This is a genomic window from Sphingobacterium sp. GQ94, from assembly GCF_059758715.1.
The window spans coordinates 250,081-275,420 of record NZ_JCAXEC010000001.1 but is presented as its reverse complement, the minus strand read 5'-3'; the positions used below and the strand labels follow the sequence as shown (position 1 = coordinate 275,420).

The window sequence follows — 25,340 nt, the reverse complement described above, 5'->3', positions numbered from 1 at the left end:
ACTTCTAATTGATTTTTAAGAAATATACGAGAAATATTAAAATCAGTCCAAATAGGATGACCCCTGAAAACATCAGCTTAAAACCCTGGTATGCAGCGGCCCGTCTATTATTTGTTTTCATGTTGTGTTCATTACAGACTAAATACCAATTGAGCGTACGATCTTTTAGCTCATCGATAACTACAGATTCTCTTTCTTTTGCGGTTTTCCCCAAATGATCATTTGTTATTTTTTGGTAATTCGCATAAATCTCATCACTTTGAGCAAATGTTGAATAAGTTCCTCTGAACCCATTAAATACGTAAACAAGAGCCAATATAGAGCAGATAGCCATAATCAAGACAATACAAATAACCGAGATAAACAGAATTCGGAAAATCGCAGGAAGCTGATCAGAATAAATCTCATTCAACACATAAAATAGTCCGATCATGGTTATGCTTAAAACCGAAACAGGTAGTGAAAAAATAGTATCAAACTTGTTTTTCCTGGAGAGCTCAAATAAATAGCGCTCTTTTAGCATTTCAATAAGGAGGTCTTTACTTTTCATAGACGGTTTAATATTTAGGATTTATTGCATTCCCGGCAATTATGATTTATATTTGGATTAATATAAACCAGAATAACCGAGAACTTATTACATAGTTTAATTCGTAAAAGTAGATTAATATTCCCTTAACACGGTTTGTTTATCTTTACTTAATATATCCATAAGCATAGATTTTGAACACAAATAACAAACATCAGATTAATATACGATTAAGAAATTCAGATCAGCAAGCCTTTACCCAGCTCTATGATTTGAATGTTAAACTGTTATATTGTTTCATAAAAAAATACATCAAATCCTCGGAGCTTATAGACGACATCATACACGATACATTTCTAAACCTATGGAAATCCAGGCACCGAATAAAACCTGATCATCCCATCCAGAATTATCTTTTTCGAATCGCCAGAAATCAGGTTTACAAAGAATTGAAAAAACAGATAAAACATGCCGATGTATTTATCACGGATTCTTGTGAAAGGTTAGAGGTTAGCAGTGGATACACAGTGGAGGAGAATTTGCTTGATAAAGAATATGGATCTATTTATAATCTGGCGATCAATAGGCTTCCAGCACAGCGAAAACGTATTTTTAGAATGTCCCGTGAGGAAGGGCTGAGTTATAAGGAAATAGCAGGAAATTTAGAAATATCAACTCAGACTGTAAAAGAACACATGTCTCTGGCAATGAAATCGATTAAAGACTATATCGCCAAAGAGCATGATATCCTACTTAAAACAATGTTACTTTACTTTGTAATGCACGGAACCGATTTAGTTATCTTCTAGTTTATTCATAGCTTTCTTAAAAAACGGTTAAATTAAGACGATTAAAGAACCTGTTTAATTAATCCTGAAGGTTGCGATAACCGGGAAATGGTCTGATTCTTTGTCAGCCCACGAGAATACCGTATATAGTTGCGTTGAAAATGCCTCGAGGGGTGAGTAAATTAAATAATCGATTGTTCGGTTCGGAGTTGGTGTAGGAAAGGTAAATTGACTGCAATTTCCGTTCAGACACCCCGCAGTAAAACTCTTCCAAAGAATATTCATCGTCTTTGAATTCGGTAGTGCGTTAAAATCAGAACCAACAATAACGGGCCTGGTAAACGAGCTAACCAGTGTCGTAAAATCGTTCGCTTGTTTTATCCGGTTGCGTTCATCCCCTAAATGATCAAAATGGGTACTGATAAAATAAAATTCTTTCCCGTCTTTTTCGACCAAAATTCGGGCTACCGACCTTCTTTCTCCTCCAAGGGCTGGATCAACCTCCAAATTGAATCCCTTTTTTTCTTTCACTGGTAACTTAGAAAGCACAGCATCACCATATTCACCACCTGGAATATCGATGGCTTTGGTGAAAAAATAATCCATACCTGTTAATTTGCCGAGCTCTTTAGCGATATCCCCATGTTTTGCATTACGGGTTGAGAATTTATCCACCTCCTGCAAAGCAACCAAATCCGGATTTGCTTTCTTGATCACCTCCGCAATAACCTTCAGGTCTGGAATTCCACCACTCCTGGCGCCATATATATTATAGGTCATGACCTTAACTAGGGTTTCTTTTTTTTGTGGCTCTGGTTCTTTTGCACCTGGGTTCTCTCCTTTACTACAGGAAAGTAACAAGGGTAAAAGCCATATCCAAATATTTATTTTAAGTTGATTTATACGTACCATTTTATTGAATTTAGAGACTTGTTTTGACTGGTTAAGGTGTTAATTAGGACCTATTCAATTTCTTGTAAATAGATCCTAATACTTGGATTAACTTAAAAGGCTGCTAATTCAGCAACCGCGGTAGTGTCCCCATTGCCTGTACTGCTCAAAACAGTAACTTTAAAATAGCGCGCAGTTACATTTTTCTCAAAATACATGGTAGCCGAGGTGTCCTCTGAGGAAGCTGCAATTGTGTAAGTCCCTGCATCCTGCCAATTTTCACCATCATCGCTCGTTTGAATCAGTACATTCTTTGGAAATAAATAGGCATTTTTAGCACCTAGTCTTCCAAATAAGGTAACTCCATGTAGCGTTTGTTCAGTTTTCATATCAATTGCCACATAGTGTGGGTGTCCCGGTCTCCAACCATCAACTCTGCGATACGTCGAGAGCCAACAAGTATTCACGTCCGAGTCGATACAATAGCGAGCTCTACCTCCAATAGCATCATGATCATCATCCGAATAATCATGGATTTCCCAACCTTGTTGGGAGATGGGCTGAAACGGATTGCTTTCATAAAACCCGTTAACAATAAAAAAGGTTGTTTGCAGGTTTTCAGCAACAGGCAAAACAGGTTGAACATTTTCTATTTTCACAGGAATCAAATAATGTTTGGTTCCCGCTAGTTTAGCTGGATTAATTTCTAAATTCGTGGTGTTACTCCCCGCCTTCCCAGGTTGAATCTGCACCGATTCACTGGTTAGCTTATAACTATCCTCGGGGGGAAGAGTATATTGGGTATTATTGGTCTGGTTGTATTTTTCGACCATGGCTGGATCTACAGTAAAATCTACCGTTACAGCCTGATATAGCGGATCTATACCTCCGTATCCTGCTCCGAAGGGCACATTAACCCATTCATCCTTGATACTAAATGTTTTGCTAACAGATCCGTTTGAAGCCAGTTGCATAAATACATTGCTGTATTTTGCGGAGTCTTCGATGGGGTAAGTTGGCTCTTTACACTGCTGAAGAAATAATACAGGTGTAATGGCCAATATACTAACAATCCTTCTAAGAGAATTTCTCCAGTATAGAGTGTTCTGCGGTTTTATGCTATTTGTTTTCATTGAATTTTCGTTTAATTACCATCCTGGATTCTGTACAAGATTTGGATTGCGTTGCACTTCGGTCTGTGGAATTGGAAAAAGGTAAAAGCTCTTGCGGAAAACACGGTTTTCAAAACGAGTTCTCTTGAAGAAGCTCGGATCTGTGTTTGAGGATCCCGCCTCTACGTTCATTCCATAAAAAGGTCCTGCATCCGTTTGTTCCGCAATTTTCCAACGCCTGGTATCGAAATAACGAAGATGCTCCATGGTCAGCTCAATACGACGCTCCAAGCGAATTTGTGCTCTCATTTCGGCTTGATTCAAACCCGGACTAAGGGCGGGGATACCTCCTCTTTGGCGAATTTGATTTAAGTACAGTAGGATATCCGGATGATCCGGGCTAGATTCATTAAGTGCTTCCACATAATTCAATAAAATTTCTGCATACCGCATCATCACTAAAGGTCTTGCCACATTGTTTTGCGTTGGGTGGTAAGTGGGTGAAATGTTCTTTCTAAAAAGATATCCAGTCTCTGAATAATCATGGGATCCTCCTTTTCCTGATTCTCCGGTATAATACAATTGAATATCTCTGACACCAAGTGATGAGGTGTTGTTTATCCAATCGCTCCCACTATAGGTTACAGTCGCATAAAACCGAGGTTCACGGTTTACATACATATTAAATGTATTCTTTTTCCGGGTAGCTCCTGGAGCCGTAAACTCACTAAATCCTGATTCCGAATACCCGCTTGATGAATTAATACGTGGTGTGCCGTCGTTGTTGTATCCGCTAATAGGAACCGAACCGTCCTCCATACGATACGCATCTACAAGTTGTTGGGTTGGCCCCATAGAGGCGTATCCGCTCGCCAATCGAGGCGTGCTTGAGCGTTGGTAATTGCTTAAGGTATTGGTGTTACGACCCATAATCCATTCAATGTTCCATGAATCAAGGAACACATCTCTATACGATAAAAACGGATCCAATTCACCGTTAGCATTTTTCCGGTATAGACCTAATTTACCTGAGCTTTCGGCATAATCAATAATCTTTTTCGCTTCTGCTGCTGCTTTCGTCCATTTTTCTTGGCTATAGGTTGTATTAATGAGCACCTTTCCATCCTTGTTCACAAAACCAGCAAAGTCTGTGTTTCCATTAAAAAGAGGACTAGCGGCATACAATAAAACTTTACTCTTAATGGCCTGGCATAAAATTTTACTCGCTCTACCCATGTCGTTTTCAAGCACATTATCGCCATTGTAATAATGCTCCACTCTTAAATCTGCCTCGGCAAGATCAAGTTCGGATATAATGTAGTTGACACATTCATCGTAAGAGCTACGCGCCAATTGCAAAGAAGGATCATCCAAGGATAAATCAGGTGCAATTTCCTGATCTCCAATGATGATAAAGGGCCCATATTGTTTTAATAATTCCGCATAGAAAAAGGCTCGAAGGAACCTTGCTTCTGCCTTCCTTTGCTTAATTAGGGCTTCTCCTTCGCGTTCTTGAAGAATTTCCGGATTACCGTCAATATGGTTGATAAATGTTGTTGCCGTACGAATTCCTTTGTAATAATGGTCCCAAAAGTTCCAATAATTTGAGGAGGCATTCCAGTTTCCTAAATTCACTTGGAACGGAACATTCCGCTGGGAAACATCGTTGTCGTCTGATAAAACATCCCAAGGGGTTGAATTGGTCCTGTGCGCTTCATCTCTGATGTAATTATAGGTGCCTGCTAACCATTCTTCGGAGAGTTTTCTTCGACTAAAAACTTCCTCTAAAGTTAGTCTATCATCTGGAACCTGATCCAGAAACTCCTTTTGACAGGAACTACTCATCAGGATTACCGCTGCCGCAAGAAGGGGCTTAAGTGTTGAAATTATATTGGTTTTCATTTTGATCAGCTTAAAAATTAACATTTAGACCCATGGAATACGTTTTGATGTTTGGATAACGTGTACCACGCCCATCCCCTAATTCCACATCCCAAAATTTAAATGGACTCCAGGTGAACAAATTATAACCAGCAAAAAAGATACTGGCGTTTTTAAGTTTCACATGATCCGTTACGGTTGAGGGTAATTGATAATTCACCTGAAGGTCCTTTAGACGAATGTATTTTCCGTTCTCTAGCCACCAGGTACTTCCTTTAAAATTACTATTAGGACTACCATCGGAAAGTCTGGGATAAAAAGCATCTTGCCTAGGATTACCAACTGTCCAGCGGTCTTCGATATTACTCAAAAGATTTCCTCTACTCATGGAAACAGAAAATGGCATCACCCCTTCTCCATTCATGAATACGTCCACATTTCCGACCCCTTGAAATAAAGAAGAAACCGAGAAATTTTTATACGTAAAGGAAAGACCAAAACCAAAAACAAATTCTGGAATCGTTCCATAACCAATAGGCATTTGATCAAAATCATCAATCTTTCCGTCGCCATTTATATCCTGAAATTTAATATCTCCCGGCTTTACTAAACCTGGATGCAATGGCCCATTATTAATTTCATCTTCTGTTTCAAATAAACCCAATGCAACTAAACCCCAGCGCTGACTTAAACGCTTGCCCTTACGATCTAGCCATGGATAGAGCTGGTCAGGTTGATCATTTTCAACCACCTTGTTTCTATTGAAGGTAAAATTTCCCAGAACTTGGAAGGAAAAATCGCCCAAGTTTTTAGAATACGTCAACGATCCATCTATACCCTGATTGTCGATTACCCCAAGATTTCCATATGGCGAAGATTGTAAGCCTACGTAGCTAGGTACATTTCCTCTACGGATAAATATACCTTCACGTCGTTCCTTAAAGTAATCCACCTGGAAATTAAATTCATTGTTTTTGGTTTGCAAGTCCAGTCCAAGGTTGGTTTTGGTTGAGGTTTCCCAGGTCACATTCACCCCATACTCACCAATATTTAATCCGCCAAAATTATTTCCACGGTCTTTGCCAAAGCTGTATCCTCCCGTTTCATCAATGGTTGAAATGTAGGCAAAACGGGTCTCGGTTGATCCGGTAATCAATTTACTGCTCCCTACTTTTCCATGGGTGAATCGAACTTTAGCTACTGGAAAAACGTCCTTTATTCCTTCAAAGAAGGATTCTTCGGAAAACACCCAGGCTAAACCTGCGGATGGAAAAAACCCGAATCTATTTTGGGGAGCAAAGTTTTCAGATCCATTGTAACCGAAATTAGCTTCCAAGAAGTATTTATCGGCATAGCTATAGGTCGCGCGACCAGAAACCCCGATGTAGCGGTAGGGAAGGGAATTAATAAGACTTGAAGCCTGAGAATTCAACATATCACTCTTATTAAATAAGAACATCCCTGTTGTTGTATGTTTGCCGAAACTCCGGTTATAGTTTAAAGCTCCCTCAATGTAAATAGTACGCTCGCCCTGAGAACTTCGTGCAAAAGAAAGAAATTGATCTCCCTCACGGGTTTGCTCGTATTGCATTTCTCCATTCTCATCACGTCCGGTTGCTAAATAGGTATTAGGGCTTTTGGTTCTACGCATACTCGTGTAATTGTACACATCAAACGAAAACATTGCCGTAGCTGATAATCCTTTGGTGATGAAGGGTAAATCCTGAGTTGCCCGTAAATTGGAAAACAATTGGTTTCTCCACTGATTTGCATACCCAGTTTGTGTCAACCCAGCATATGGATTAATCAGTCCACCGGAACGTTGATCCGGAATAGTTCCATTCTCATAAACAGTAGGGTGAATGACAGGCGTTACGATCCACGCATTGGCAAAAATATCTGACTGTCCGGTTCCTGGATAATTTGCATTGGCCAGATATCCCTGAACACCAAGATCTATTTTTGTCGTATTGGTTGGATTTAAACTTAAATTAGAGGTTAAATTATACCGTTTATATCCAACCTGGTTATTGTAATTTACCAGATCATCTTGTTTGTATAAGCCCACCTCATCCAAGTAACTTATACCCATGTAATAGGTTGAGCGGTCAGATCCACCATGCACATTCACGTTTCCTCTGCGCTGGTGACCAAATTTATTAAACAAGGCGCCCATCCAATCTACATTGGGATACAAATAGGGATCCTCTGCACTGGCGGTTTTTTGTATTCTTTCCTCGGAATAAATGGGAGCTGCCCCGCGATTGGTTAGGGCTTCATTAGACATCTGCATGTAGGTAATTCCATCAGCAAACTCCGGAAGGGTCGTAAATTGAGTAACTCCCTCATAATAGCGAAAATTAAATTTTGGTTTCCCTGCGACTCCTTTTTTTGTTTTTATAATTACAACGCCATTCGCTCCTCGTACGCCATATACAGCGGTTGCCGAGGCATCTTTGAGCACGGTAAAGCTTTCAATATCCTCTGGATCAACATTCGCCATTTTTCTTGGCGTTCCATCCACCAACACCAAAGGCTCACTTAAACCCTGACTAAAGGTTGAAATCCCTCGAATCCAAATTTGGGCGTCATCAAATCCGGGCTCCCCTGTGCGTTGAACGGATACAACCCCTGCAATCCTTCCAGCTAACGCATTACTCAGGTTGGCTACAGGCACTTGCAAACTTTCTGCTTTCACTGTGGATTGTGCACCCACTAAGCTAATCTTCTTTTGGGTACCAAAACCCACCACCACAACTTCATCAATTCCAGCCTGAGTTTCCAGAAGTTCTATTTGAAAAGTCTTTTGTTCTCCAACAGGAATTTCGGTCACTTGATACCCCATCAAATCGACAACTATTGTTACATTCTGGGGTACACTAAGAATAAATTTACCATTTAAGTCTGTTGTTGTCCCAATATTCGGGTTCTCCTTTACGGTGATACTTACGCCTGCTAACGGTTCCCCTTCGATGTTTCGAACGGTTCCTGTAATTTCATCCTGAAGGACCTTAGGTTTTGGTTTTTCAAGTGGCTTTTTAATAATTCGAACAAAATCGTGTTTTAACTCAAAAGTAAGGTTAACCTGACTCAAGATATCTGATAAAACTTCTTTAGCTGATTTTCTTGCCGAATAATTAATGGTCTTGGACAGATAACTATCTGAATTGCTATAAGCCAAAGGAATTAAATAAGTGCTTTGAAGTTCTTCAAAAACCTGTTGTAAACTACGGTTTTCGAAATTTACGTGAATGGTTTTATCCAATTCTTTTTGTCCGTAACTTTCCGTGCTGGCCAGTACAATACAGCAGGTCAATAAAAAACTCCAAATCATAAAGGATCTACGCATGATCTCTCGAAATTGATAGTTGTAAAAAATAAGTCGTATTTTTTGCATCTTTGCAATAATTAATAAAGGTTTATACTTTGTTGGTTAATGCTGCTAATCAGTTAGTTTCTCAGGCCGGTTGATTAGTGCATAATGAAACAGTCAGGGGTGCCTTGCACCTCTGATTATTATAGGTTTTTTGTTATTTTATTTCCCATTCATGATCATTTCTCTTAATTAAATCGGCGCCCGAGAGTTCAGCCAATGTTCTTAGAACTTGTTGTACATTTTTATCACGGAAGGTGATGGATATTTTTGTTTTCGCTAGTTCCTTGGTTGTGGAAACAGAATCTCCAAAATAGCGGTATGCCTTTTTTAAGACCTGTTCGAGAGGTTCATTCTGATAAACCAGCTCATGGTTATGCCAATTTTTGTTTTTGAATTTATCCACAGACCATCCCTGAGCCATCAACCGGGCTTTCTCCCCTTTTAGCAAGGAAACATTCGATGCGCTCTTGGTGCTTACCTTCTCTTGGAATGAGGCTAACTCATTTCTCAACAATCCTTCGCTCACGATGTGATCGATTTGATACACCAATACATTCCCCGAGTTGACCTCAATAGACCGTTCTATGTCTGAGTCAATGTTGAAAGAGGTACCAAGTACTTTGGTGACAAAGTCATGAGTCACGATCATAAATGGTCTATGCTTCTGTTCTGCTACATCAAAAAAAGCCTCACCCCGGAGTTTGACCAGGCGAATGTTTTCCAACCGGTTCTTCGAATACGAAAAGGATGAATTTCCATTCAGTATAACTGAAGTACCATCCTCTAAGACAAATTGCTTACGCTCCCCATGGTTTGTCCGAATCGTTTCCCAGGCGATCTGGCTAACCTTAGCTGCTGGTTGATAAAGAATAAGAAATCCGGCTAGTAAAAGAACAGCGGCCGCCGCCAACATGAAAAGCGTATTTCTTTTGGACCGGTTTTTCTGAAGGGTTTGGGCTGGTTCAGGAACGAGATTATCAATTGGCTGCACATTCTGCTGCTGGTTTATCTCGTAAAGAATTTTTGCTTTTGTTTTTTCACTGTTTGGATACTCTTCATATGAATCTATTTTTTCAAGTAGTTCAGCATACTGAATGCCCATATTCTTTAACAATTCTTTGGTATGCTCGCTGGAACCATAAATTTCCTTTAACCGGACCAATTCATCAGGTAGAATAGAATTACTAGTTAATTTCTCGATTAATTTTATGATCTCTTTAGGCTCCATACTATACTATATCCCATTCGATAGATTTGGTAGGTATCGCCTGTGAAAAATAGTATAAATATTTTCGTTAAGTAAAAAAGACAGTTTTGAATTGGCGGACGAGGATTTATTTAATGACCATCTATTTATTTCTAACTAATACATATATTCCTGTGTTTGTCCTATCTAATAGCTCCCCCAACGGGCAATCCACTAGGCACAACAACTGGAATTTTACGGTCATACTGATCATCATTCAACGTGTTTAGAAAGTCTAGAATGAGCGGGATATCACTGAATTTCAAGTCTATTTGTTTGGCTAGTGGGGAGAGCTGGCTTTTATTCACATGGATACTGGGAAGGGGTTTGTTTTTTAAGTCCTCATAAAATGTAAGCACCCCCCGCAAAGATTCAATCTTACCCGAGTGCATATAAGGTGCTGTAAAACGCAGATTACGCAGGGAGGGGGTGCGGAACGCAAATTGATTCTTGTAACCAGAATCAATTTTAGCAACCTGCTCATTATCGGGGACCCCCAATACATGGGTTCCAAAATCTGAAAACATGGGCCCATTATGACAACCAGCACAGCCCGCAGAAATGAATACACTCATTCCTTTTATTTCGGAACTTGTCATCGCCTTTTTATTTCCTCGCATGTATTGATCAAATTTCGAATTATGAGCAACCAACGATCGCTGGAAACTCCCCAACGCTTTGAAGAGACGCTCTTCGCTTATGGTGTCTCCTTCATTAAATGCCTCAAAAAACAAATCTTTATATTCTTGATTGGCATTTAAGCGTTTCACTATTTCCTGGATAAAGGTCTCCTGGGGCCAGTCTTTTCCCCTCATTTCTTCCAATTGTTGAATTGGAAGTTTGGCTTGTCCTTCTAATCCCTTAGCTCGAAGGTCCCAAAACATAGGTGCCAGTTCTGGCTGATAGTCTCCATGTCTATCAATTCCATTGTAGGCTGTATTCAGCAAAGTTTGTGAATTTCGCTGGGTAAAGGGTAGTTCTCCGGGTTTAATGAAAAAACGGTTTTCTCCTAAACCTTTTCCTCCTACCCCAATTGAGAGCGGTAAACTTTCGGCATAGCCGAACTCAGGATGATGACAAGACGCGCAAGAAACATCTTTATTCCCAGAGAGAATCGGATCATAAAACAGCAATCGGCCGAGCTCTATTTTCTGAATTGTCGTTGGATTATCTTTTGGACTCTTGTAGCTAAGTGGTAATGCATCAAATAATGCAAGAGAATCATGTTGAGCTTCTTGCTTTTCTTGCTTTTTAGACGAGGATGACTTATCTCTACACGAGTCTAAGAACATCAAGGCGGCCAATAAGACTGAAATACATAAAAATACCCAAAAACAACGCATGCCTTAACTTGTTTCTATCCAAAAATCCACTTATTTAATAAAAGTGGTGTCACTCGGTAAAGTAGGAACAGTATAGCCCCCCGTGTCCAAAGTTGCATTTGCAAACATTTTAGATAAGTCCTGGATCTGGTTTTTATCTACTTTGGAGCGGTAAAGATAAATGGATTGCAAATTCTTCAATTCGCTTAGAGCGCGCAGACCATCCGCGCTCACCTGTGTACCAACCAAGCTAATGGTCTGCAAGTGTTTTAAATCCTTTAACAAACTCATCCCCTTATCACTTACCTGTGTATTATTTAATTGCAATTGAATTAAGTTGGGACACTTGCCAATCACCGAAAGTGCCTTATCGGTGATTTTAGTATCCCCTATTTTTAACCAAACCAACTGTGACTGAATTTCTTTTAGCAGCTTGGCCTGTTCATCTGTGGCCTGTGGAACCATGATGAAGTTAGCCATGAGGTAGTTGCTGTTTTGAGCAACCGGCATAACCACTATCCCAGCATCTTTTAATTTTTGAATTGCTTTCTCATTGGCTTCTTTAATGGGCTGCTCTGGAATTATAGGCAAAGACTTGGCCTCTTCCCCTTCACTTTGCAAAGCCAACAACAACGGTTTAATTTTCTCGGGCTGTTCCATTTCACTGACCAATTGTTTTTGGTCGGCCCCTGTTTGAATCCACCAATGTAGCAAAGCAATTTCATCCTGGCTTAGTTGCGTTTTGCCGCTGGGAGCCATGTGTTTTTTGTCTTCTTTTGGCAACAAGATGCGCCGCATGATTTCACTCTTTTGCACATTTCCCGCCACAATTGCATTCCCTTGCTCTCCACCCTTGATTAAATCAGCGAAAGAATCCATTCTGAATTTTCCTTTTTGTTTGTTTGGTCCATGGCAACTATAACATTTACTCTGCAAAATAGGTTGTACAATGTCCTGATAGGCGGCTGCTTTTTGAACATCAGGGATCACCTTCTTAAGGTCCGTTTCGGCGGAATTATTTCCCAGTGCACTAAACAGGTAATCTTCGCCATGGGTCAGGCTACCGCCCAAATGTCCTGTTGCCGAAAGCAACACAAAGAGTCCTATACCTAAAAGAGTGTATATGGTTTCACTGAGGAATTTTGTGAACTTAAAGCACAAAAGAACCGCGAGTACGAACACCCCAATCCCCATCCACATATGCCAGTCGAGCGTACTGCCGTTATAATCTCCGCTCTTGGACAACATATAGCCACTCAGGCAAGAAAAGCCTGCTGAGATCGCGCCGAAAAACATCAAAACAGGGACCGCTGAGTGTAAATGCTTGAACTTGTCAATCTTGGAAAGCCAATGAAATAAAAGTCCAATGAGTAATATACCAATGGGTAAATGAACAAAAAGAGGATGAAAACGGCCTATAAATTCGGTAATGGTGGCTAATATCACGTAAAATTTCTTTATTTAAATTGGAAAAAAAATGGCTCTTAAGCATAACGCTCCCGGAACAATTTCATCATGTACACATTGATTGCCCATTGATCGGCTACTGGTTTTCTGGTATATGGTAAAACCGGCATATAATCTGGTGGGCCAAATTCGGTCAATACGGTCAGCGTCTCACCCTTTTCCTTTTTCATCTCAACCACTTTATCCCACCATGCAAAATGAGCCTTTACAGCACCCTGCCATTCCGGTGCGCGAGGGTCACTGACTTGTGGCCCTTGTTGGTGACCTATTCTGGAGTGAATATGCCCGGTCCGGCTTAAAGTTAAATCAATGGTTTCTTTTTGATCCTGCAGCAAACTTTCACTCACGTTGCACCAATGCGAAATATCTAAAGTAACCCGCAGATCTGGTCTTTTTTCAAAATATTGTTTTGCGATACTAGGGGCAAACAACATGCGGGATCGATGCGTTTCATGATAAATAGGAATACCAGATTCGTTCGATAATTTAGTCGTATGGTCGATGAATGCACAGTTTTCGTCCAAGCTGAAGTAATCTTTTCCTGAGTGGCAATTCACATACAAAGGTCTAAATGCACTCTGAACTACCGTTTGGCTAGCTGCTTTAAAGCTCGTTAAGTGTTGCTGCCACTGCTCTCCAGAGCCCGCGCATAAAAACCCAACTTCCAGCTGGTATTTTTTCAGTAAAGCAAACAAGTTGTTTTGAGCTTCCTTGGTTGCTGGCCACCAGGCTTCAATACCATCATAGCCCTCTTCTTTCACTTTTTTTATGTATTCTTCTTGACTACCGGGAAATCCCCAATCGGTGGCAAAAATTTTCATGTTAAAATTGCCTGCTTTTTTCTTTTGCGGCTTTTCAGTTGCAGCAAAACTATTCACCGAAGAGAGTAGAAGGGCTGAAGTAGCCAGCGTACTTGTTTTTAGAAAATCACGTCTATTGCTCATAATTTATTTTTGGTTGATTTTTAGGCTAAAATATCCTGGATAACATGTCCTTCTACGTCTGTCAATCTAAAGGGTCTTCCTTGAAAGGTATAGGTAAATTCTTCATGGTTAAAGCCCAACTGATTCAGCACCGTTGCCTGCATGTCAAAAGGTGTAACTTTTCCGCTGATCACATTATAGCCAATTTCATCGGTCTCTCCATAAGTGTAGCCTCTTTTAACACCTCCACCTGCCATCCACATGGTAAAGGCATCCACATGATGATCTCGTCCGATAAATGGGTTTTCCTTCCCTCCCCTGTTCTCAAGCATCGGCGTTCGTCCAAATTCTCCTCCCCAAACCACCAAGGTGTCCTCTAAAAGTCCGCGTTGCTTTAAATCGAGAATTAACGCTGTCATGGGTTTATCTACTTCCCTGCATTTATTGATAAATCCTTTATCAATCGCAGTACCGGGATCTGTTCCATGGCTATCCCAGCCCCAATCAAACAATTGGACGAATCGAACCCCCTTTTCAACCAATTTTCTAGCAAGTAACACATTATTGGCAAAGGATTCTTTACCCGGATTTGTTCCATACATTTCATGAATGTATTCCGGTTCATCGTTGATATTCATCACCTCAGGAACAGAGATCTGCATATTATAAGCCATCTCATATTGAGCTATCCGGGATAGAATCTCTGGATCGTTATATTCTTTGTACTGCTCTTTATTTACTTCATTAATGGCATTAATCGATGCCCGGCGCAGGTCATAATCGATACCGTCTGGATTGCTCACAAACAGTACTGGATCCCCTTCGCTTCTGCATTGAACGCCTTGGTAGACTGACGGAAGAAAACCACTTCCCCAGACACTTTTACCGGCATCGGGAAATTTTCCGCCACTGGTCAAAACGACATAGCCTGGCAGGTTTTGATTCTCAGAACCCAAACCATAGGTTGCCCAGGCACCCATACTAGGTCTTCCCAGTCGCGCTCCACCTGTATGTATCAACAATTGTGCAGGGGCATGGTTAAACTGATCTGTTGTGCAGCCTTTCAGGAAAGCAACCTCATCGACAATTTTTGAAAAATGAGGTAAATTTTCACTCACCCAGCCTCCACTCTGTCCATGCTGGGCAAATTTAGCTTGGGGTCCCAACATCTTGGGAACCCCTCGAATAAAGGCAAATCGTTTCCCCTCCAATAAGGATTGAGGACAATCCAGTCCATTCAGCTTCTCCAATTCAGGTTTATAATCAAAGAGCTCCAACTGCGATGGGGCTCCGGCCATGTGTAAGTATATGATACTTTTAGCCTTTCCTGGGAAGTGGGGCATTTTAGGTGCTAGTGGATTTGCCGCATCGTAAGCACTGGCTGTGCCCGATGTGGCATTATTTCCAAAGCCGCAACTTTTGAATAAAGAGGCCAGAGCCAACCCACCTAAACCCATCGCACTTTCTTTTATAAAATGTCGGCGTGTTTGTAGCTTGCGAACTGCATTTTGAGCTTCAATTACCAAACGTTGGTTATTTAATTCATCTCTAGTCATCGCTAATTTTTTGTAATTAATTCATCCATGTTTAACATTGCATTAGCGACCAAAATCATTGCCGCCGTTTCTGGCCCTTGGTGCTGTTTCTGCTGGCCAAGCATGGCCATGGATTTTGTTTGATTTTCCTTAAATTCACGTAAAGCCTGATTGTATAATTTCACAAATGCTTCGAGCCGGTTGTCGTCAATTGCCTTTAACATGGCCATTTCATACCCTTTAGCTATAATTTGTTTGGGATTTTGTGAATCATCACAGGCCTCCTTCATCCGGAAAGCGAAATGTTTCGCGGCCTCCAGATAAACAGAATCATTCAGAGTAACCAAAGCTTGTAAAGGGGTGTTGGTCCGAATGCGGCGTGTGGAACAGATGTCCCGGGTAGCTCCATCAAAGGTAACCATAGAAGGATAAGGCGCGGTACGCTTCCAAAAGGTGTATACGCCTCTTCGGTATTGGTCCTCGCCTTTACTTTTTTTCCAAGTTGCACCATTATAAGGAGATAGCCAGATACCTTTGGGCTGCCATGGCATAACACTCGGTCCGTACATTTTAGCACTTAAAAGTCCGCTAATGGCTAGCGCCTGATCACGAACTTGTTCTGCCGATAAGCGTACCCTTGCACCCCGGGCGTAGAAGCGGTTCAAAGGATCTTTCTCCAACAGCTCCGGGGTAATTTTCGCCTCCTGCATGTAAGTGGCTGATAAAACAATTTCTTTTAATACCTTTTTGATACTCCAGCGGTATTCAGTCATGAATTTATAGGAAAGGTAATCCAGGAGCTCCCGATGTGTAGGATCTGCCCCCTGACTTCCCATATCTTCCATGGTTTCTACTATACCAACCCCAAATATCTGCTCCCAAAGTCTATTGATCATGGTTCTCGAAGTTAATGGGTTTTGTTCATCCATCATCCACATAGCGAGTCCCAATCGGTTTTTAGGAGCTCCTTTTGGCATTGGATTCAACGAATTTGGCACATCGGCTTCCACTTGTTCTCCTTTGACTAACCAATTTCCCCGCTCGAATACATGTGTTTTGCGGTGCATGCTTGCCGGGTTATCCATCATGATGGGTGTGGAGCTGACTTTTGCATTCATCAACTGCCAATACGCACTTTGGATTCCTTGAAATCCTTGTTTTCCTTCACCAGGCAGACCAGAAGAAAAATGAAACCAATCGAATTGGATTCCCGATTGATCTGGATTTTTTAAATTCGGATTGCTATAGCTTAAATACAAATCATGCACGCCCTGAACTTGAGGGATATCCGTGCTGGTAATCTTCCATCCACTGGTTTGCTCCATTGGGATAGATTTTAGTAAGGTTCCTTTCGGTGAATCCAGACGAATACTCCAGGTTCCGCCGTTTAAGTAACCCATATAACGAAACATCAACTGCGTTTTTTGATTTAAGTCAACTGCGGCCAGGCGAGCTGACCCGTTATTCCTAAACATCAACCACTTGGTGTCGTTCAAATCACTATTCACAAATTGATCAGCAACAAGGGAATTTATTGCCGGCTGCCAGGTTTTTAAAAATGTCTTTACTTTACCGGCCTGCCCCTTCGATCCATTTGCTTGAACCCAATGCACGATAGAATCTAATTTTGCATCATCTTTTTGCTCATAATGCCGTAACAATGGATATTCATCATAAGTATCCTCATCTCTGCTGTCATTAAAAAATGCGGCGGCCTGATAATATTCTTCATGTTTAAATGGGTCATAAGGATGACTATGGCATTGAATGCAGGAAAAAGTAGTACTCATCAGTCCCTCGAAGGTCGTATTCACTCGATCCAGAACCGCGGCCGTCCGAAATTCCTCATTATCAGTCCCCCCTTCATCATTGGTCATGGTATTGCGGTGAAAAACCGTGGCAATGTACTGTTCATCACTTGGGTTTGGCAATAAATCCCCTGCAAGCTGCTGAGTAATAAACTCATCATAAGGCATATCGGTATTAAAGGCATTGATCAACCAATCCCTATAGCGCCAAACATTCCGATCTCCATCGCGTTCATAGCCTTTGGTATCAGCATAGCGGGCGATGTCTAACCAAACAGTCGTCCATCGTTCGCCATAGGCGGGTGAGGCTAATAGGGAATCAACTAGTTCTTCATACGCTTGGTCGCTGTCACTTTCTAAAAATTTCTTGCTTAAAGATTCGCCAGCTGGCAGGCCAATTAAATCTAAACTAACGCGTCGCAGCAAAGTAGCCTTATCTGCCTGAGCAGAGGGCTCCAATCCTTCTTTTTTTAATTTATCATAAATGAAATAATCAACGTTATTGTTCACCCATTCAGGTTTTGAGGCTGGAATCAATCCCCAAAGCATTCCTCTGGGGGTTGGAGGTTCTACTTTTTGTAAAGGCGTATAGGCCCAATGTTCTCCCCATACAGCCCCTTGTTTTATCCATTCGCGCAAGGTTTCGATTTGATCATCTGGAAGTCTTTCGTGTTTTTGTGGCATGCGTTCCTCAGGATCCTCCAGCGTTAATCTTCTGATCATTTCACTCTGATCAGGCTCGCCCGGGATAATGGATGGTTTTCCCGATTCAGTGACCGCCAAGGCCTGTTCCCGAAACAGCAAACTAAACTCACCTGAACTCTTCACCCCGCCATGACAACTGATACAAGATGCATTTATGATGGGTTTAACCTCGGTATTAAAATCAATAGTATGTTGTTTTGTGGTCAGAAAGACAAACAATGCACATCCAATGCAAATCGTGGCCAGTAGAACAGCTTTTTTATAGTTCAAAATAGTAAATCGTTTCTTGTTCATTTTTCCTTGTTAACCAATTATCCTCATTGTAAGTTACCCATTTATTGAGTATTAAGAAGATTTATTCTGCATTACACTTCTCGTTAAAGAATAACTACTTGTAAAAATTTACACTGGTTTTTTGCTTTTGTTATTATTAAATAGGTTTATATACTTTAATTAAGAGCCAGCCACTGCTGTAAAACCCTTAGCCCTAAACTATTTTTCATCGACTAATTAGGGCCTATACTTCTGTAGACCCTAATCTTCTACCATCCGGGATTCTGTTTCAATTCTGGGTTTATAAAAATTTCCCGGGTTGGAAGGGACCTCAAATAATGTTTCTGCGGATCAAACGACCTCGAACTCGCTTTTTCGACGATGATAAAGCCCTTTTCGTCTGTATTTTTTTGCCAACTTGCCCCGCCATATGGATTTCGATCTACTCCTTCGATAATGATCGGATCTGCCCAAGGTGTTCCAACAATCCGTATTCCTTTGATCGCTTGAGGTAAGATTGTTTCTGCAGTTTTCCACCTCCTGAGATCATCATAACGGAAGCCTTCCAAAGCTAACTCCACTGTTCGTTCTCTTCTGATTTCTTCGCGCATATTCATCCCATGGTTACTGATAAAGGCATTGCTTAATGGGGGCATTTTGGCTCTGGAACGGGTCAGATTTATTGATTTATTTAAATCCGCATCACTGATCTGTCCATTTCGCTCATAGGTAGCCTCCGCATAGGCAAGAAGAACCTCTGCATACCGAATGATGTGTAAATCATAGCTATAATTACCTGCCCGGGCATTAGCATAAGCCTCCTCGGACAAGAATTTGTAGGTGGTATAGCCTGTATTTCCATTCCGTTGAGGATAGAACGGCCAGCTCGGAGTAGGTGTTGCGTACCATGGTTGAGGGATTGATGTCCCTGGAATCAAGATGGTCATGGTCATTCTAGGATCCCGGTTCTGGAATTCAGAAGTCGTGGTATTATATCCTTTGAAGGAGGGGGATTTTGTGATTTGTAGTCCATCCGAGCATAGGTATAGATCGGCCAATCCCTTGGTCGGCAGTAAAGATCCTATTCCTACTGTGTAGGGAAACCCCTGAGGGGAAACATCTCTTTGGTAGCCCCGGTCCAAGATGGATTCACTCGATTCATCTCCCTGATCGATGAATAAATAACGGTAGCTTTGATCCCCTTTTGCTGTAAATAGGGCATATTGGTTACTGCTCATGATGGTGCTGGCAGTTTGTATGGCTAGATCCAAGTAGGCATCATGCTGCGTCCCTTGACGAAATTTATCCCAAGTCCCCTCAAACAGGGCAACTCTAACCAACAACGCAAGAGCTGCTCCTTTGGAAATCCTTCCCGCGTCTTCCTTTGGGATGTCTTTTTGCTCAGGTAAAATGGCAGCTGCCTGCTTTAAATCTTGCAAGATTAAATCAACTGTCTCCTTGCGAGTTGCCCTAGGCGCATATAATGATTCATCATTTACCTTTAAGACCGAGGTAATCAATGGAACTTCTCCATAGAGTCTAAACAGCTGCCAATAATTATATGCTCTGAAAAACTGAGCTTCCGCAACAAACTGTTGTATCTCTTGGGCAATAGGAGATTCGGCTGCTTTTTCAATGATGTTGTTGCAGCGTCGAATGTAAACGTAAGGGTTCGTCCATTTGCTATCATTCTCTGTGGTTTGATAAGTTCCGTTGCTAATTGAATTGGGATCGTTGAAAGCAATGTCGGATTCTGTGTCTCTGGTATTAAAGCCTTCCAAAGACAGATATAGATTATTTGCTGCCAGTTTATAGTCGGCTTGTGTTTTCCAAAACGTATGGTCAGAGATGGTGTCTTTAGGAATCAGGTCTAACCCCTTTTGGCAGCCAACAAAAAGCAAACTTGCAAAGAGTATTAGGGTAAAATATATATTTTTCATGGTTCTTCTGCGTTTATTTTAAAATCTAATATCAAGTCCTAATGAAACCACTCCGCTGAACGGATAAGTCTGTTCGTCAGTGCGTTCCCACGTCTCCTCTGGATTAAACGAATTGTTCCAGGTATCTTTTGAAAAGGTAAACAAATCCTGAGCACTGCCATAGATGCGCACATTTTGCATCTTTGCTTTGCGGGTTAATTCCTCAGGAAGTGTATAGGCAAGCGTTAAAACTTTCAATTTCAAGTAAGCAAGATTATTCATTCGCATGGCGGAGGTTCTCCAGTTCCAGTCCCTTAATTCATTAAAGCCCACCTCTCCTGGGATAATTCTAGGATACATTGCATCGGGATTCGAAGGCGTCCAGTTTTTTCCATAAAAATATTCCAAGGGTTGCATCCAGACAGAAGTAAAGGGAAAGCTAAACTCACCCGTACGGATTCCTTCTCGTTTTCCGATGCCTTGTAAAAACACGCCTAATTCGAATCTTTTATAGGATAAATTTATATTCGCGGAATACGTATACCTTGGCAATAAATTCCCCAGGTATTTCATGTCTCCACTTGTGCCCATTAAAGGATCACCGAATGCCGTTATTTTTCCATCGCCGTCAATATCTTTATACATGACATCGCCAAGATTGATGTTTACCGGGACATTCTCTAATTGTTTATAGCTGGCCAATTGTTCTTCGTTCTGGATAATGCCTTCGTATTGGTAGCCAAAATACGAGTTCAAAGAATACCCTTCCCTTACCTTCACCAGGCCTTCACTATAGGAATCATTTCCCTTGAGCTCCAATAACTTGTTTTTACTATCGCTCAACATGGCCGTTACACTATACCTAAAGTCTCCTTTCTGATCAGCCCATCCTAAAGAAAGGTCCCAACCTTTGGTCCTTAGTTTACCAAGGTTCTGCGTTGGGGCGGCCCCCCCAAGGGTCGCTGGCAATTGGTCCACAACCAGCATGTTTTTATTACTCTTTATATAATATTCGATGCTTGCGCTCAGTCTCGAATTAAATAAGGCCATATCCAGACCGATATTTTTGGTCTCAATCGTTTCCCAGGTTCTCTCTTGAGAGGCGATATTGGGAACAGCTCCAGGTAATCCTGCTTTGGGAGAGCCCAGGGGATAGCTCCCCGTAATGGAAATCAGGGAAATATAGTCGTAGTTTCCGAAACTCAGTTCCTGATTTCCCGATTGTCCCCAGGATCCCCTGAGCTTAAGGGCATCAAAGAACTGTAAGTCTTGAATGACCTTTTCTTGCGAAAGATTCCATGCGAGGGCTACCGAAGGGAATAAGGCGCTCCACCTTTTATTCCGTGCAAATTTTGAACTCCCATCCATCCTTGTCGTGAAATCAAGAAGGTACTTTTTGTTATAGGCATAACTAAACCGTCCAAAATAAGAGCTTAATGCCCAGTCGGAGGCATACCCGGTGAAATTAGCATATTCGGTTTTGGTTCGATCAGCCAAATTCAAGGTAAAGATCTCATTGCTGGCGAAGTTATATCCTGTTATGCTTTGGTTTTGATTGTCATTCACCTCATGCGATGCCCCTAGCATGAGGTTAAATTTATGATGCTCCAGGAAGACCTTGTTGTAGTCTAAATACCCGGTGGCTATTTTATACATGTTTTTTTCATTGGTATAGTTTGCACTGTTCAAGGCATTGGCTACATCAAACAGACTTCCATCCCAATTGTATTGATTAAATGAAGGATTAGTTGTACTTCCATTGTAATAATCTAAATTAATTCCTGCCTGAAGGACCAGTTGCAGATCTTCAAACAGGTGCATATCCCCCTTGATATTTGTGGCCAGTCGTGAATGGTTCGTTTTGCGTAGCCCAGCCTCTTGGAGATGTTGTATGGGGTTACGAAACCCTCCTTGGTATTTATAAAGCTGTCCCTGGGGATTATAGATTGGCACATAGCTTCCCACCTGATTTACAAAATACAAAACATTTGAAAGTCCCGTGGGTTCAGTCACGCCTTGATTTTCGAAGCTGGTTCTGGTTTCAAGGTTAATCTCATCAAATAACTTAAAATCATAATTCATTCTCAGATTGTACCGGTCAGCATGATTTTCTCCATATTTAAAAACGCCTTTATCGCCACTGTATCCTGCTGAAAAAAGGTAGGTATTGTTCTCACCTCCTCCGGAAATATTAAGATTATGAGTCTGTTGAGCCCCTTTACCATATACGTCATCGATCCAATCGTGACTTTGATAAAAACCAGGGAAATTTTCCAAGTATTTAAGCCAGCCCGTTGGATCAGGTTCAGCACCGGCCTTAATTTTAGCAAAAACGTCTTCAGAAACTCCTGGCAAGCCGACATTTCTCATCCCTTGATCATACATCTCTGCGAGTTGCAAGGTATTGGTTCTTTGCTTTAGAAATTGAGGTTTCTTTACCCCGTAGTTCCCTGAATACAGCACACTTGGCGTTCCCTTTTTTCCTTTTTTTGTACTTACGATAACAACACCATCCGCTGCACGGGCGCCGTAAATAGAGGCCGCAGCGTCTTTCAGTACGGTCACATCGGCAATATCATTCGGATTCAGAAGATTCAAATCTCCCGGAACACCATCGATTAGCACCAAAGGTTTACTCCCACTTATTGAGGATGCTCCTCGGATTTGCAGGGAATAGTTTTCCTTTCCAGGGCCACCACTGCCACGGGTCACGGTCACTCCAGGAAGAGCTCCTTGCAGAGCATTCAGCGTGTTGGTAATTGGCCTTGTCTCAAAGACTTTATTGTTCACTTTAGAAACAGAACCTGTTAGCTCCCCTTTCAATTTAGTTCCATACCCTATTACGACCACCTCATCTAAATTAGCAATCAAAGGTTTTAATGCCACCTCGATTTCCAAACGGTTCGCTATGGGAATCTCTTGGGAAATAAAACCAACGTAACTGATTAACAATACCTGAGTTCCCCCGGCCACAATACTAAAGATCCCCTGATCATTCGTTGCTACGCTCTGATCGCTTCCTTTAATGGATATACTGACACCAGCCAGAGGTACATTCTGGTCGTCGACCACCTTTCCTTTGATATTTTGTTGGACAATAGACTCATTTCCAAGGCCACTTGTCTTCTTCTTTACAATGATTGCATTTCCTACAATGGCATAAGTCAGGGATTGATTCTTAAAAACCAAATTCAGGACCTGTTCCAGGGGTTCATTTTTTACATCAATATCTATTCTCCTGGTCTCATCCAGAGATGCCTCAGCAAAAAAGAAATCATACCCGCTTTGGTTACGGATTTCTTTCAAAACACGATGCAAAGAAATATTCACTTTGGAAATAGTGATTTTCTGAGCTTTAGCACAAAATCCAACCTGTAGAAAGGTAGTGACCAGTAATACGAGAATTAGTTTCATTATAATTAGGCATTTTAGGGCATAGCGCAAGCGTACTTTTGCGTTAACATAAAGTAAATTCATACATTTGAAGGTTGGTTTCTTATAATTGGTAATTAAATCGAATTTTAACTTTATACGGAACCCAGCACGACCAGAAGTATGTCGAGTACTTCTGGTTACTTTTTGAGTAAACCATATTTTTTAGCAGAGAATCTAAAATTATTTCATAACCAAGACCCTCCTCCCCTGAATCTTAAATTTCACTTTTCCTGTATACTCCATGATTTTCAGGACCTCAGATAAATTCTTTGACCGGGAGACTGCTCCTGAAAAATTTCCTACAGCAAGTCCTTGTTCATATTCCACCTCAACGTCATACCACCTTTCAATCTTTTTCATGATACTCTTCAGACTCTCGTTTGAAAAGATAAAATCGCCATTTCGCCAAGCCACAATAGATTCTGTATCTACTGGCCGTACCTCTATTTTTCCCTGAATCAGTTGAGCCTGTTGGCCAGGTTTTAACATACCGAAGGAGTTATTTTGTAGGGAATGAACACGAACAGAACCTTCAATAAGCGTTGTTGTGGCCGATTCTCCCGGATAGTCCATGACATTAAAGCGGGTTCCTAATACTTCTATGCGTTGCTCTTGCCCCTGGATATAAAAAGGGATATGTTGCTGATTTTTATCAAGCGATTTTGACACATCAAAAAAAGCTTCGCCCTTTAGCTCTACCTGGCGATAGGTCTGCGAAAAAGTATTGGGAAAATGAAGCTCAGAGGAAGAATTCAACCAAGTCTTTGTTCCATCGGGAAATTTTATCTGATATTGCCCTCCCGGGGGAGTCCGGATGGCATACATTTGGCCGGATGAACCCCTAACCGTATTATCTGTATGGATGGATATCACGCCTTTAGCATCCTTTTGAATCAGCACCCCGGCGGCATAATCTATCCGGCCAAGGGGTGCCTGATCCAAATTGATAGTTAGGCGATCACCAATTTCTAATATCGCATTCTCTCCACCTGGACCTACGTCTCCTTTTAATAATTTTGTATAATGAATGGGCTCTTCCCTATCTGCTGAAGAATAATAACCTATTCCTACAGCTATAAATAGGATCAAGCAGGCAGCTATAGACCCTAAACGGCGCATTTTCTTTTGATGAATACTCCGCATAGGATTCCTTTGTTGTTTTAAATTCTCAGAAATAGAAGCAAACAAGCGATCCTTGATTTGTTCTGAACTTTCATTTTCAGATTGATGTACAAATAAAGAATCCTGATGTATGCCTTTATTTTGATACCATTGGTGCAAACGCTCTTCCTCTTGGGGAGTGGATTGCCCGTTGATAAATTTTAAGGCAAGATCTTGTAGTTCATTTTCGGTCATTCTCCATGCTCTATTTACAGAGAGAGTTAGCCGAGACGATTATACCCTTAGTTGAAATTAAAAAAAGAAAAAAAGGAAGCTTCGCATTCCTAACCGAATGGTTCTTAATGCCTTGGTAAGATGAGTTTCTGCAGTCTTTTTTGATATCCCTAATAGTTCGGCGACTTCTTCCAGAGAGCGGTCCTCTAATTTATTGTATTGAAAAACGAGCCTGCATCTTTCGGGTAGATAATTAGACAATTCAAAAATTTTATCTAAGAGCATCTTGTTCTCTATGGACTCTTCGATAGAGAAGTGAATTCCCTGGCTATCTTGGAAGCGGATGTCTCGTTTTCTGCTTTGACTTTCTTTTGCGATGGTTCTGTATACGGCGTAACGCACCATGGCCGCTAAATAGTGGGAAAGATTATTGATCATCAACTCTTCCCGCTTTCTCCATAAGGTCAGAAAAACATCCTGAACAACCCCTTCAGCCGATTCTTGGTTATTAAGTTTCTGATAAGCAAGGAAATATAATTTTTCCCAAAAGGCTTCATAAATTTCCGAAAAAGCACGCTCATCCCCTTTTTTGAGAAGTTCTAACAAGGTGGAATATTTTTCGGATTCTAACATCTTTAACAAATATTACAAAAAATCAATGAATTCACAAGTGAATTTATTCATGAGCCCCTGATGTCTTCAAAACATTATATCCGTAAACCACTAAAGCGTTTCTCTCTAATAATCAGGCACTATGTACAGATAAGGTTAGTTAAATTCTTGTTATTGTCATTA

General features: G+C 41.1%; 16 protein-coding genes. 1 reads left to right on the top strand and 15 read right to left on the bottom strand.

The features are described from left to right. Positions 1-4 precede the first annotated feature (4 nt). The gene (locus AC6CHH_RS01130; RefSeq protein WP_498278849.1) at positions 5-550 is read right to left on the bottom strand and encodes a hypothetical protein; all 546 of its coding nucleotides are present in this window, start codon (positions 548-550) and stop codon (positions 5-7) included. A 173-nt stretch (positions 551-723) separates the two neighbouring features. Between AC6CHH_RS01130 and AC6CHH_RS01125 the strand changes: the two genes are divergently transcribed. Then, positions 724-1,338, top strand: a complete 615-nt coding sequence (locus AC6CHH_RS01125) for an RNA polymerase sigma-70 factor (protein WP_498278847.1) — start codon at positions 724-726, stop codon at positions 1,336-1,338. A gap of 54 nt (positions 1,339-1,392) precedes the next feature. Here the strand turns inward: AC6CHH_RS01125 and AC6CHH_RS01120 are convergent, their stop codons facing one another. The 14 genes from AC6CHH_RS01120 to AC6CHH_RS01055 all read right to left on the bottom strand — a co-directional run bounded on the left by AC6CHH_RS01120 (position 1,393) and on the right by AC6CHH_RS01055 (position 25,178). After that, a complete protein-coding gene (locus tag AC6CHH_RS01120; protein ID WP_498278845.1) occupies positions 1,393-2,229 on the bottom strand; it encodes an endonuclease/exonuclease/phosphatase family protein in 837 nt (278 codons plus the stop codon). Positions 2,230-2,321: 92 nt separating this feature from the next. Continuing rightward, a complete protein-coding gene (locus AC6CHH_RS01115) occupies positions 2,322-3,341 on the bottom strand; it encodes a BT_3987 domain-containing protein (RefSeq protein ID WP_498278843.1) in 1,020 nt (339 codons plus the stop codon). 15 nt (positions 3,342-3,356) lie between these two features. Next, complete coding sequence (locus AC6CHH_RS01110) at positions 3,357-5,222, bottom strand: RagB/SusD family nutrient uptake outer membrane protein (protein ID WP_498278841.1); 1,866 nt, start codon at positions 5,220-5,222, stop codon at positions 3,357-3,359. A gap of 10 nt (positions 5,223-5,232) precedes the next feature. Beyond that, positions 5,233-8,598 (bottom strand): SusC/RagA family TonB-linked outer membrane protein, encoded by a 3,366-nt coding sequence (locus tag AC6CHH_RS01105; RefSeq protein WP_498278839.1) that lies wholly within the window; start codon positions 8,596-8,598, stop codon positions 5,233-5,235. 133 nt (positions 8,599-8,731) lie between these two features. Then, positions 8,732-9,805, bottom strand: coding sequence for a FecR family protein (locus tag AC6CHH_RS01100; RefSeq protein ID WP_498278837.1), 1,074 nt, complete (start codon positions 9,803-9,805; stop codon positions 8,732-8,734). A gap of 161 nt (positions 9,806-9,966) precedes the next feature. Then, a complete protein-coding gene (locus tag AC6CHH_RS01095; protein WP_498278835.1) occupies positions 9,967-11,166 on the bottom strand; it encodes a cytochrome-c peroxidase in 1,200 nt (399 codons plus the stop codon). Positions 11,167-11,196: 30 nt separating this feature from the next. Continuing rightward, on the bottom strand, positions 11,197-12,591 hold the full coding sequence (locus tag AC6CHH_RS01090) for a c-type cytochrome domain-containing protein (RefSeq protein WP_498278833.1): 1,395 nt from the start codon (positions 12,589-12,591) through the stop codon (positions 11,197-11,199). Between the two features lie 38 nt (positions 12,592-12,629). Continuing rightward, positions 12,630-13,556, bottom strand: a complete 927-nt coding sequence (locus AC6CHH_RS01085; protein ID WP_498278831.1) for a sugar phosphate isomerase/epimerase family protein — start codon at positions 13,554-13,556, stop codon at positions 12,630-12,632. 20 nt (positions 13,557-13,576) lie between these two features. Then, positions 13,577-15,091, bottom strand: coding sequence for a DUF1501 domain-containing protein (locus AC6CHH_RS01080; RefSeq protein WP_498278829.1), 1,515 nt, complete (start codon positions 15,089-15,091; stop codon positions 13,577-13,579). 2 nt (positions 15,092-15,093) lie between these two features. Continuing rightward, on the bottom strand, positions 15,094-17,877 hold the full coding sequence (locus AC6CHH_RS01075; RefSeq protein WP_498278827.1) for a DUF1553 domain-containing protein: 2,784 nt from the start codon (positions 17,875-17,877) through the stop codon (positions 15,094-15,096). 248 nt (positions 17,878-18,125) lie between these two features. After that, entirely contained in the window at positions 18,126-19,796 is a 1,671-nt protein-coding gene (locus AC6CHH_RS01070; protein ID WP_498278825.1) for a RagB/SusD family nutrient uptake outer membrane protein, read from the bottom strand. A gap of 18 nt (positions 19,797-19,814) precedes the next feature. After that, the gene (locus tag AC6CHH_RS01065; protein ID WP_498278823.1) at positions 19,815-23,189 is read right to left on the bottom strand and encodes a TonB-dependent receptor; all 3,375 of its coding nucleotides are present in this window, start codon (positions 23,187-23,189) and stop codon (positions 19,815-19,817) included. A 201-nt stretch (positions 23,190-23,390) separates the two neighbouring features. After that, entirely contained in the window at positions 23,391-24,566 is a 1,176-nt protein-coding gene (locus AC6CHH_RS01060) for a FecR family protein (RefSeq protein WP_498278821.1), read from the bottom strand. 57 nt (positions 24,567-24,623) lie between these two features. After that, on the bottom strand, positions 24,624-25,178 hold the full coding sequence (locus tag AC6CHH_RS01055) for an RNA polymerase sigma factor (RefSeq protein ID WP_498278819.1): 555 nt from the start codon (positions 25,176-25,178) through the stop codon (positions 24,624-24,626). Positions 25,179-25,340 lie beyond the last annotated feature (162 nt).